Raw genomic sequence first — 10632 nt, 5'->3', positions numbered from 1 at the left:
ATGTCGAGGCCCAGCCCCCCCGACCGTCCCGCCGACGTGCACGTCACCGCCGAGGCCGACCGGCTGGGCCTCGACATCGAGGTCGCCACCGCCCCGCACGACCTGGCCGCCGCCACCGCCGCCGCCCGCGCCCTGCTCACCGGCGCCCGGCCGAGCGCCGTCTTCTGCTTCGCCGACTCGATCGCGTACGGGGTCTACGCGGCGGCGGGGGAGCTGGGCCTGTCCATCCCCGGCGACGTGTCGGTCATGGGCTACGACGACCATCCGATGTCCGGGCTGCTCACGCCGGGGCTGACGACCGTCGACTGGAACATCGACGGGATCGTCAGCGCCGCCGTCCGTCTCATGTCGGCCGCGGCCGACGGCGGGTCCCGGCGCCGGCGCGTCGTCCAGCAGCCCACCCTCCGCGAACGCGGTTCCGTCGCCGCCCCCTGAATCCTTTGACCGCCTCCGCGCCTCTCATGGTGGAAAGAACATCCACGAAGGAGGTCGTCATGATCATTGCCGCCGCTGTCATCGCCGGACTCGTGCTCGTCTGCGCGTGTGTGCTCATCCTGCGCCGGAGGGGCGGGTCGCGTGGCTGAGGCGAGCTGGCCCGGCGCGCGGCTGATCGCCGGCGCGCAGGAGGGCGACGCCGAGTCGATCGCTGCGCTGGTGTCGGGCTCGCATCCGCACGTGCGGCGCTTCGCCCGCTCGCTGTGCGCGACGCCCGAGGACGCCGAGGACGCCGCGCAGGAGGCGTTGATCATTCTTTACCGGAAGATCGGGACCCTGCGAGCCTCCGGCGCGCTGGCGTCGTGGCTGTTCCGCATCGTCCGCAACGAGTGCCTGCGGCGCACCCGTCAGCTGACGTGGCGTGCCGAACCGGCCCCGGAGCCCGCCGCCAGGTCGGCGGAGGAGGAGGTGCTGGACCGCCTGGAGACCGGCCGGGTGGCGGCGGCGATCGCCGCGCTGCCCGCCGACCAGCGGCGCGTGCTGATCATGCGTGACATCCAGGGAATCAGCGGGCGGATGGTCGCCGACGCGCTCGGCCTCAGCGTCCCCGCCATGAAGTCGCGGCTGCACCGGGCGCGGGCTGCCGTCCACCACACACTGGAGCTGGGATGACTGACACCAGGAGTTTCGCGAGCGCGTCGGTTCCGCGGCACCTGCTGCGCGGGGTGGCCGGGTTCGGCGCGCTGGCCGGGGCGGTGGCGTTGCTGCCGGTGCTCGGGCCGCTCAGCCTGCTGCTGGCGCCGGCCGGGCTGCTCGCGTTGCGCGGCTGCCCGGCCTGCTGGGCGATCGGGCTGGCGGAGACGATCTCGAGGGGCCGGCTGCGGCGCTCGTGCGCCGACGGCCGGTGCGAGTTGTCCTACGACGGCCCGCGCGGTGCGCGAGCCGTCCGCGTGGGCCTGCCGCAGGTCAGTCGTCGCCGGGGATGATCAGGCCGAGGATCCAGCTCACGACGCTGATGATGAACGCGCCCACGAGCGCGGACGGCCAGAAGTCGTCCACGTGGAACGGGATGTCGAGCTGACCGGAGATCCAGCTCGTCAGCATCAGCATCGCGCCGTTGATGACCAGCAGGAACAGGCCCAGTGTGAGCACGATGAGCGCGCACCCCAGAGCCTTGACGATGGGCTTGACGATGGCGTTGATCAAACCGAAGATCAACGCCACGATCAGCAGCGTGCCCCAGTAGGTGGGCGAGTTTTCGGGCGCGGTGATCTGGATGCCGTCCAGGAACTGGACGGCCACCCAGAGGGCGACCGCCGCCGCCAGGGTTCTGATGATGAATCTCACGCTGATTGATCCTCCCACGTTATCGACCGGCCGACGAGGGAAGTGCGTCCCATGGGGAGGGAGTGAGATGGAAGCCACTGGTTTGGAGTCGTTGCCGGCGAGCGAGCTGCACGACCGCGCGGTGCGTTATGCCGTACGCCACGGGGATCTCGGATTCCTGTGGAACCTGCTGAAGGTGATCCCCGCGGCCGAGGCGGCGTCCGGCAACGAGGAGGAGACGACCGCCGATCTGAGTCGCGTGTCGGCGCTGCTCAGCGACGCCATCGCCGCGGGTGAGGGCGAGCTGGGCGAGGCCCTGCGACCCGTCTACCTGTCGTATCTGCGCGAGCATCCTGACGCCTAGCCGGCCAGCCGGGTCTCCGTCCCGCCGTAGCCGGCCAGGCCCGGCGTGCCGAACTCCTGTCCGTCCCGGCTGACGATCAAGGTCTCGTACGCTCCCTCCGCCGCCTGGTCGAGCGCGAACCGCCTGGCCAGGACCGGCCCCATCGCGTACATGGCGGTGGCGTAACCGTCGGCCACGCCCAGGTCGGGGCCGAGCACCGTGACCGAGCTCAGTGTGGTCTCCGGCTCCCCGGTGCGCGGGTTGACGATGCCGGCGCCGCCCGAGGTGGCGATGCCGAGGTCGTTGGCGAACAGCACCCGGCGCACCAGCCCCGTGTGCGGGTCGCGGACGCCCACCCGCCAGCGCTTTCCCGGCGCGGCCGAGCCGCGCACCCGGATGTCGCCGCCGGCGTTGATGCGGTGGTCGACGGCGCCGGCGTTGGCCAGCGCGCGGGAGAGCCGCTCCAGCGCCCAGCCCTTGAGGTAGCCGGCCGGGTCGACGACGCCGTCCCTGCGGGCCTCGAACCAGCCGCCGGTCGCCTCGTTCAGCTCGTCGCAGCGGTGCAGCACCTCGACGAACTCGGGCAACTGCCTGATCGTCTGGCCGCGGTTGAGCCGGGCGAGCAGACTGTCCGGGCTGGTGGTGCCGAACGTCTCCTCCGTCCAGCGCAGCCAGGCGAAGGCGTCGTCCAGCAGGGGGGTGAGCTCACGTTGCGGCAGGGCGGTGCGGATGTCGACGCTGACCTGCGTGCCCATGACCGTCTCGACCCGAGCGCTTCCGGGGAAAGTCGTCACCTTTGCCTCCTTGTCCCCAGCCACAGTCCCATGTGGCGCGTAATGTCGTGTTAAGCCTTTTGCCGGTTCTTGACGGTGGCCGTCCTGACCTGCGTCCCCGGTACGGCCAGCCGGGCCAGGGCGCCGCGCACGTACCGCTGGAAGTGCCTCGGACCGGCCAGCACCACCTCGCGCTCGGCGATGTCGGGCACCTGCCGGCTCAGGCCGGAGGCGCTCACCCGTTCCTTGGCCCGGGGGTCGTGCTCCTGGCCGACGACGAGCACCAGGCCGTACCTGTCCTGGAGGTCGCGCAGCTCTTCGGTGACCTGGTCGGTGCGGTAGACGGCCACGGTGCCGTCGTCCCGGTTCGCCAGCAGGGTGCGCAGCGCGCCGGGCTCCAGGCCGGTGGCGATCAGCACGGTTCCCCGGGTGCGCGCGGACCGGCCGTGGCCGCGCAGGGCCATCAGCGCCGCGACGCCGTACACCAGCAGGGCCAGTGGCCGCGTCGTGCCGAGCAGGACGGCCGCGACGCCGGAGCAGAGCAGCAAAGGAGCCATGTCCTCGACTGTGGGTGCCGAACATGAGAACCATCTGAGTAAGGTCTAAAACATGGCTAACGTGCGTGTTGAGCGGACTGATGATGGTGGGTTCAGGGCGACGAACGCCCGCGGCGCCGAGGTGCGCATGGGCGGCGGCGCCGACGAGGGTGTGTTCACCCCGGTGGAGCTGCTGCTCGCGGCGGTCGGCGGGTGCAACATCGTGACCGTCGAGCCGCTCACCGCCAAGCGTGGGCACCAGCTGGTGCGGCTGGCGATGACCGTCGCCGCGGACAAGGTCGAGCCCAACCGGCTGGGCCCGGTCACGATCACCTACGACGTCGAGCTGCCCTCGGAGGAGGCGGACGAGGTCTTCAGGGCGGTCGCGGCGCGGGTGCACGAGAAGTACTGCACGGTCAGCACCTCGCTCTCGGAGGGCACCGAGGTCCGTTTGGACATCCCGTAGCCCTGATTAGGGGGATATTAAACTGCGTTATGACGCGTCCGTTGCATACGGCTCGGTAGTGTCGAAGCAGGTCGGAAGCAGTGCGACAGCAGTGCGACCGGCCTGACAGACCTACACCGGAGCGGACGCGGAGGGGGACCGCGGTCTGCCAGTGCGGGACCGCCGGCGCCTTTGGGGGAAGGCGCCGGCCTGGACCGCCTTCGGATCGGGGCCGGGCAGCTTGGGGGAGCTGCCCGGCCCCGATTCTTGCGTATCGTACGGTTTCGTGACCAAAGTCCTGATTGACTGTGATCCCGGTATCGACGACGCCATGGCCCTGGCCCTCGCGGCAGGCGCCCCCGGCCTGGAGATCGTCGCCATCACCACCGTCGGCGGCAACGTCGACCTCTCCCTGACCACCGCCAACGCGCTCGCGCTGCGCGAGTTCCTCGGCCTGGGCGACGTGCCGGTCACCGCGGGCAGCTCCGGCGCCCTGCTGCGGCGCACCGTACGGGCAGCCACCGTGCACGGTGAGAGCGGGCTCGGCGGCGTCGTGCTGCCCGCGCCGAGGCTCACCGTGGCGGACGGGCACGCGGCCGACCGCATCATCGAGACCCTGCGGGCCGCGCCCGGCGAGATCACCCTGGTCGCCATCGGGCCGCTGACCAACGTCGCGCTGGCGGTGCTGCGTGAGCCCCGAGTGGTGGAGTGGGCGCGGGACATGGTGATCATGGGTGGCTCGTTCACCCGGGGCAACCACAACCCGGCGGCCGAGTTCAACATCCTCGCCGACCCGGAGGCGGCCCAGATCGTCTTCGGCGCCGGCTGGACGGTCAAGATGCTCGGCCTGGACGTGACACTCACCGCGACGGTGACCAGCGGCGTGCTGGATCGCATGAAGCCGCTCGGCCGGCTGGCGGAACTGCTGGTCCCGGCCGCCCAGTTCTACGGCCTGGTGACGGCCGAGGGCGGCCCGGCCATCCATGACGCGTGCGCGGTGGCGTACGTGATGGACCCGTCGCTGACGACGATGACCCCGGCCGTGGTGAACGTGGAGACCGTGGGCGAGTTCACCCGGGGGATGACGGTGGTCGACTTCCGGCTGCGCGACCGCGAGCCGAACGCGCTGGTGGCGACCGGGCTGGACGTGACCCGGTTCTGGGAGCTGGTGCTGGGGACCTACCGGGAGTTGGCGGACCGGCTCGGATGATCTGATGTGCGGGCAGCGCGCGGCGGCTGGTAGAGTTACACCGGTTGCAGGCGCCGCTAGCTCAGTTGGTTAGAGCAGCTGACTCTTAATCAGCGGGTCCGGGGTTCGAGTCCCTGGCGGCGCACCGCACAGAAACCCCAGTTCGGTACGCCGATCTGGGGTTTCTTGGTTCTCGGAGAGCCTCGGGCGAGGTCGGGTCGCGCCCGTGGTTGCTCGCTGGTTGCTCGTCGGTACGGTTCGGGCACATGGCTGGTGTTCCGGTTGCCGGTTCGAGGGTGATGGTGACCGTTGGCTTAGGTGCTGACGCCGTGGCGCGAGGGCGGGAGTGGTCGGCGTCCACCCTGCTGATTACGCTCACGCTTGTCCATGGCCTTAATCGGACCAGCGGCTGTGTTCCGCCCTCTGCCAACGCCTCGCCTATCTGCGCGCGGAAAGCCTTCAGCTCCATGTCGAGGTTCGTGTCCACGACCGATCAACTCCTATCAGTGGAGATCAGCCTTTCGGACTATCCGCAAGCCGCAAGCGCTCTGAACAGGACGTGTGGGCATTCGCCTCGGTAACAGCGGTATGGCGGGGTGGAATGAGTCATGGGTCGTCTTTCTCGCTCTCAGAAGCCTCCCCTCCGTCCGCCCGAGTTGCGATCGCCGCGCTCGATGTGGTGGTGGGTGCTGCCCGCCGCGCTGCTGATCGGCGTGGCCGCCTGGAGCACCACTGAGTGGCTGCTGCAGGACCTGAACACGTTGCCGGTCCCCGAGCGGGTCTCCACTCGGATCGAGGTGGCAAGGACCGCGCTGGCGGCTGCGGCCGGCGTCGGCGCCGCGGTGACGCTGATGCTCGCCGTGCGTCGGCAGCGTCACCAAGAGTTGGCCACCGCGCACACCACGCACGATGCGGCCGAGCGCCGGGTGACCGAGCTGTACACCAAGGCCGCCGAACAACTGGGCAACGACCAGGCCCCGGTCCGCCTGGCAGGTTTGTATGCGCTGGAGCGCCTGGCCCAGGACACACCGGCGCTGCGGCAGACCATCGTGAATGTGATCTGCTCCTACCTGCGCATGCCCTACACGCCGCCGTGCGAGGACCGCAGTAAGAAGATCCGCGCAGCGCAGCGGACCTCCCGGGGCTTAGCCCGCTCGGACACCAGCGGCGGGCGCGATCCCCAGGAGGAACTGCAGGTCCGCCTGACGGCTCAGCGCATCCTCGCCGCCCACCTCCGCTACGTCGCCAGCCCGGCCGCGCGCGGCCGGTGGCTGGCGCGCCGCATTAACTCCGACGCGCGTCACTGGCCGGACATCCGGCTCGACCTTGCCGGCGCCGTCCTCGTTGACTTCGACCTCGGCACCTGCCGCATGGGCAATGCCGACTTCGGCGGCACCACCTTTACCGGCGACGCTTGGTTCGACGAGGCGGCCTTCACCCGCACAGCCTCGTTCATCGGGGCAACCTTTGCCGGCGACGCCCGGTTCGACGGAGCGACTTTCACCGACCACACTGGGTTCGGCGAAGCAACGTTCACTGGCAGTGCCAGCTTCCGCAGCACAGCCTTCACCGGCACCGTTTGGTTTGTCGGGACGACCTTTACCAGCGGCACCCGGTTCGGCGAGGCGATGGGGTTGGAGGCCGCGGAGCTGGGCGGCGCGCGGGTATTGCCGGTGGCCGACGATGTGCGGCGGGAGTGGCCAAGCGCCTGGCAGGTGGTGGCGGGTACGGACGGATGGCAGACGCTGCGTCTGGCATCGGCACAGGACCCCGAAATGAGCACCCGTTCATTACTGGATTGAGCACACAGAACGGCGACCAGGACATCGTCTCCAACATCGGCTACGACGAGCGCGGTCTGGTCACCGCCATCACTGACCCGCGCGGCCACAGCGACGGTGCCACCGCCGCCGACTTGACCACCACGATGCGCTACGACGCCCTGGACCGGCTGGTGGAGACCCTCGCACCCGAGGTGCAGATCGACAAGAACGGCACCGCCAGCCAGGCCCGCCCTACCACACTGATCGGCTACGACGCCGCCGGAAACAAGACGCACCAGCGCGACGCCGAAAGCCGCACGACCATCTCCGGCTTCGACAAGGCCGGGCGGCTGACCAGCGCGACTGCGCCCGCCTACACGCCGCCGGGTGGAACTGCCGTCACCCCCGTTGTCGAACGCGTCTACGACGCCGCCGGGCTGCTGGTCTCTGCCACCGACCCGCGCGGTAACACCGCCACGTTCGACTACGACCAGCTCAGCCGCCAGGTCCGGGCCACTGACCCCGCCCCTCAGGGCCAGACCGCAGGCACGACGGTGGCCGAGTACGACCTGGCCGGCGAGACGCTGGCCACGATCGACCCGACCGGCGCGCGCACCGAGGCGACCTACGACCTGGCCCGGCAGATCACCGCTACCCAGATCGAACGCCAGCCGTCCACAGCCGCCTACGTCACCAAGATGGAGTACGACGACGCCGGCCGCTTGACCAAGCAGGTCGCGCCCGGCGGGAAGACCACCACGTTCGCGGTGAACGCGGCCGGAGAGGTCACCTCCTCCACCGACCCGATGACCAACACAACCACGATGGCCTACGACCTGGCGGGCCGGGTGGTCAAGACGACCGACCCGCTGGGCAACGCAACTGTCGCCGAGTACGACCTGGCCGGTCGCAAGACCGCTGCCAAGGATCTGAACGCCGGCGGCACCGTGCTGCGCATCCTCGGGTATGGCTATGACGCGGCCGGCAACCCGACCAGCATGACCTCACCCGAGGGGCATGTCACCCAGCAGACCTTCGATGCCCTCAACCGGATGACCTCGCTGATCGAGCCCGTCAGCAGCGGGCAGACGATCACCACGAGCTTCGGCTACGACGCCGCCGGCGCCCGTACCCGGCTCACCGACGGCCGCGGCAACACCACCTGGACCAGCTACAACAGCCTCGGCCTGGCCGAGACCGTGACCGAGCCGGCCACCACCGCCCACCCGAACCTGGCCGATCGCACCTGGACCCACCTCTACGATGCCGCCGGAAACCAGACGGCCACCATCCAGCCCGGCGGGGTCCGCATCGACCGCACCTTCGACCACCTGAACCGGCTCACCCACGAGTCGGGCGCGGGCGGCGGCGCCACCACCGCGGAGAAGACTTTCGGCTACGACCTCGTCGGCCGCACCACCACGGCGGGTGACCTGACTGTCGCCTACAACGACCGCGGCCTGCCGCTCACCGTCTCCAAGGGCGGCAGCCAGCAGACCGCCTACGGCTACGACGCCCTCGGCAACCCCACGCAGCGCATCGACGCCTCCGGCACCGCTGCGTTCACCTGGGACAACGCTAGCCGGTTGAAGACCGCGACCGACCCGGTCACCGGCCGCACCCTCACCTACGGCTACGACAAAGCCAGCAACATCAAGACCATCATCGCCACCACCGGCCCAGCCAGCACCCAGTCCTTCGACTACGACCCGATGAACCGGCCGATCAATCACACGCTGAAGAACGGATCCGGCACCCAGCTCGCCCAGATCACCTACGGGTGGGACGACGACGACAACCTCACCACCAAAACCACCACCGGCACCGCCGGAGCCGGCACCAACACCTACGCCTACGACCACGCCGGACGCCTCACCTCCTGGACCGCCCCCGGCGGTGCGACCACCGCGTATGAGTGGGACGCCTCCGGCAACCGCACCAAGGCCGGCGACAAGACCTACACCTACGACGAGCGCAACCGGCTCACCAGCGGCGACGGCAGCACCTACACCTACACCCCGCGCGGCACCCTCGCCACCGAGACCAAGGCCGGAGCCACCACCCAGCTCACCTTCGACGCCTTCGACCGGCTCATCGCCGACGGCGACAACCTCTACAGCTACGACGCCCTCAACCGCGTCACCTCACGCACCCGCGGCACCAGCAACCAGACCTTCACCTACTCCGGCCTCGGCAACGACATCGCCGCCATCAGCTCCGGCGGCACCATCCAGGCACGCTACAGCCGCGACGCTTTCGGCGGCCTGCTCGGTCTCCAGGAAGGCACCGGCCCTGCTGGGGCGGCCCTGTCCGACCTGCACGGTGACCTGGTCGCCACTTTCAACACCGCGCTGGTCACGTCCACCGCCTACGACCCCTTCGGCACGGTGACTGCTCAGACCGGCACCGCGACGAGCCTTGGCTACCAGGGCGGGTACACCGACCCCGACACCGGCAAGGTCAACATGCACGCCCGCTGGTACCAGCCGGGTACCGGCACCTTCACCAGCCGCGACACCATGACCCTGGCACCGAACCCCTCCGTCCAGGCCAACCGCTACACCTACGCCAACGCCTCACCCCTGACCGGCATCGACCCCACTGGCCACTCCACCAGAGGCACCACTAGCGGCGGCGACATCGACTGGAGCGCCGGAACCTCCTGGTCCGCACACGGGAACCGGGGCGGAAGCGGCTTCGACTGCAATCCCACCTGCTTCAACACCTCCACTAACTCCCCTTATTCTTGGGGGATGGAACGACTCGGCGATGGAATAGATCCGGTGTCTGCCGGTTTAGACTGGTATTTCGAGACCATGGTTTTGTCTAACCGAATCTGGGCCGATGACGAAGAGGCGAAGCGGACCGGCACGATGCCCAACGGATTGACGGCGCCAAAAGACTTCTGGGCTATGACTGCAAAAGAGCGTGCCCATTTTACAACACTTTCTTCGTATATGAACTTTATCAATCCGGCAATAACCGATGAGGGAATATCTCAGCTTCTGCATGGTCCATCTGTAGTTGCCGGCAGCAATCACAGACCTCGATACGATTATTTTGATCACTATAAGCACCTCGTGAGGTACAGCGACGCTATCGAGGCCGCCGCAAGGCGTCATGGGGTCAGCAAGTATATCCTTACGGCCGTTCTAATCTGGGAAGGGACGGACGTCCTGGAGGTGCGCAGTGGGTCGGAGCGTAAAATAGCCAACGTGGGAGAGTTGTTCTTCAAAAAAAGAAGGGCGGAGTGTGCCTCTCTCGGTATAACTCAGCTCGAAGTCTATAAGGCGGATCGCGTACTTAAAAAATATTACGGAAAGAATCTATCGGATCGTGCAATTGCCGACATCTTGCTCTATAAGCCAGAGATGGCAATCGAATTTGCTGCGGGATACTTGCGGTATCTTAAGGAGAATATCACGGTTAACAAGTATAAGAGTGTCGGTGAATATAGAAGAGGGGATTTTAATGACTGGGAGGCGGCGCTCGGATATTGTGGGTGCTCTGGAGTTTTCGAAGACAAAAATGGGAAATTCCACTCCGAAAGATTCGTGGAATGGTTGGAGGGTGGGTGCGCTCACACGAAGGAAGCAGTGATTCGAAAGAATGCGCTTGCGAGATACCTCGGCAAAACGAGAGCAGGGAGTGAATATTGGCGATGTGTTCGCGAGAATTGCATCATGACCATGCCCATATAAGCGCCACTTGCATCGATATGTGATAGGAGTTCGCTGCTAGTGATCAGGTTCATCGAAAGAAGCCGTTGGAGCGCTCGGTCGACTGGTTGGGTTGCCATCTTCATAGGTGCTCTATGTGTGC

General features: G+C 67.8%; 11 protein-coding genes and 1 tRNA gene. 9 read left to right on the top strand and 3 right to left on the bottom strand.

Features of this window, described 5'->3' with window-relative positions; genetic code table 11:
* The 3 genes from ADY59_RS15715 to ADY59_RS15705 all read left to right on the top strand — a co-directional run.
* Positions 1-435 (top strand): substrate-binding domain-containing protein (locus tag ADY59_RS15715; RefSeq protein WP_049562794.1); only part of this gene is annotated, 435 nt, incomplete at its 5' end.
* A gap of 141 nt (positions 436-576) precedes the next feature.
* Complete coding sequence (locus tag ADY59_RS15710) at positions 577-1107, top strand: RNA polymerase sigma factor (RefSeq protein WP_049562792.1); 531 nt, start codon at positions 577-579, stop codon at positions 1105-1107.
* On the top strand, positions 1104-1421 hold the full coding sequence (locus ADY59_RS15705) for a hypothetical protein (RefSeq protein WP_049562790.1): 318 nt from the start codon (positions 1104-1106) through the stop codon (positions 1419-1421). Before ADY59_RS15710 ends, ADY59_RS15705 begins: the two co-directional genes overlap by 4 nt.
* On the opposite strand, the gene ADY59_RS15700 is transcribed toward ADY59_RS15705, so the two are convergent.
* Positions 1402-1782, bottom strand: coding sequence for a phage holin family protein (locus tag ADY59_RS15700; protein ID WP_049562788.1), 381 nt, complete (start codon positions 1780-1782; stop codon positions 1402-1404). The two genes, ADY59_RS15705 and ADY59_RS15700, sit on opposite strands and share 20 nt — an antisense overlap.
* Before the next feature lie 67 nt (positions 1783-1849).
* On the opposite strand from ADY59_RS15700, the gene ADY59_RS15695 reads away from it, so the two are divergent.
* A complete protein-coding gene (locus ADY59_RS15695) occupies positions 1850-2125 on the top strand; it encodes a hypothetical protein (protein WP_049562787.1) in 276 nt (91 codons plus the stop codon).
* Here ADY59_RS15695 and ADY59_RS51440 read toward each other — a convergent pair.
* The gene (locus ADY59_RS51440; protein WP_197093669.1) at positions 2122-2898 is read right to left on the bottom strand and encodes an FAD:protein FMN transferase; all 777 of its coding nucleotides are present in this window, start codon (positions 2896-2898) and stop codon (positions 2122-2124) included. The genes ADY59_RS15695 and ADY59_RS51440 overlap by 4 nt on opposite strands.
* Before the next feature lie 50 nt (positions 2899-2948).
* Positions 2949-3434 (bottom strand): hypothetical protein, encoded by a 486-nt coding sequence (locus ADY59_RS51435; RefSeq protein ID WP_197093668.1) that lies wholly within the window; start codon positions 3432-3434, stop codon positions 2949-2951.
* Positions 3435-3486: 52 nt separating this feature from the next.
* On the opposite strand from ADY59_RS51435, the gene ADY59_RS15680 reads away from it, so the two are divergent.
* The 5 genes from ADY59_RS15680 (at position 3487) to ADY59_RS15660 (ending at position 10511) form a co-directional block, all read left to right on the top strand.
* Positions 3487-3879, top strand: coding sequence for an OsmC family protein (locus ADY59_RS15680; protein ID WP_049562782.1), 393 nt, complete (start codon positions 3487-3489; stop codon positions 3877-3879).
* 265 nt (positions 3880-4144) lie between these two features.
* Positions 4145-5068 carry a nucleoside hydrolase gene (locus ADY59_RS15675; RefSeq protein WP_082310134.1) on the top strand — a complete coding sequence of 308 codons (924 nt, stop codon included), beginning with the start codon at positions 4145-4147 and terminating at the stop codon, positions 5066-5068.
* 50 nt (positions 5069-5118) lie between these two features.
* Positions 5119-5192 (top strand) — tRNA-Lys (locus tag ADY59_RS15670).
* Positions 5193-5733: 541 nt separating this feature from the next.
* The gene (locus ADY59_RS15665; RefSeq protein ID WP_197093667.1) at positions 5734-6849 is read left to right on the top strand and encodes a pentapeptide repeat-containing protein; all 1116 of its coding nucleotides are present in this window, start codon (positions 5734-5736) and stop codon (positions 6847-6849) included.
* Positions 6846-10511 carry an RHS repeat domain-containing protein gene (locus ADY59_RS15660; protein ID WP_049562777.1) on the top strand — a complete coding sequence of 1222 codons (3666 nt, stop codon included), beginning with the start codon at positions 6846-6848 and terminating at the stop codon, positions 10509-10511. Before ADY59_RS15665 ends, ADY59_RS15660 begins: the two co-directional genes overlap by 4 nt.
* Positions 10512-10632: the final 121 nt, after the last annotated feature.

This window comes from Nonomuraea sp. SBT364 (assembly GCF_001083785.1).
Taxonomy (GTDB): domain Bacteria; phylum Actinomycetota; class Actinomycetes; order Streptosporangiales; family Streptosporangiaceae; genus Nonomuraea.
This window is presented reverse-complemented; position numbering and strand designations above follow the sequence as displayed.